This is a genomic window from Pseudomonas sp. CJQ_9 (genome assembly GCF_043106615.1).
GTDB lineage: Bacteria > Pseudomonadota > Gammaproteobacteria > Pseudomonadales > Pseudomonadaceae > Aquipseudomonas > Aquipseudomonas juntendi.
Genome location: NZ_JBICMS010000109.1, coordinates 1 through 363, shown reverse-complemented (window position 1 = coordinate 363; position 363 = coordinate 1). Strand labels below are relative to the sequence as shown.

General features: G+C 47.4%; 1 rRNA gene. It reads left to right on the top strand.

Annotated elements, in window-relative coordinates:
• Nucleotides 1-107: 107 nt before the first annotated feature.
• Nucleotides 108-363, top strand: a 23S ribosomal RNA gene (locus tag ACF8SD_RS24255); the annotation flags it as partial.

The window sequence follows — 363 nt, the reverse complement described above, 5'->3', positions numbered from 1 at the left end:
GTGATCAGGCTAAGGTAAAATTTGTGAGTTCTGCTCTTAACTGAGCGAAATGCGAATTTTCGGCGAATGTCGTCTTCACAGTATAACCAGATTGCTTGGGGTTATATGGTCAAGTGAAGAAGCGCATACGGTGGATGCCTTGGCAGTCAGAGGCGATGAAAGACGTGGTAGCCTGCGATAAGCTTTGGGGAGTCGGCAAACAGACTGTGATCCAGAGATCTCTGAATGGGGGAACCCACTCAGCATAAGCTGAGTATCTTGTACTGAATACATAGGTGCAAGAGGCGAACCAGGGGAACTGAAACATCTAAGTACCCTGAGGAAAAGAAATCAACCGAGATTCCCTTAGTAGTGGCGAGCGAA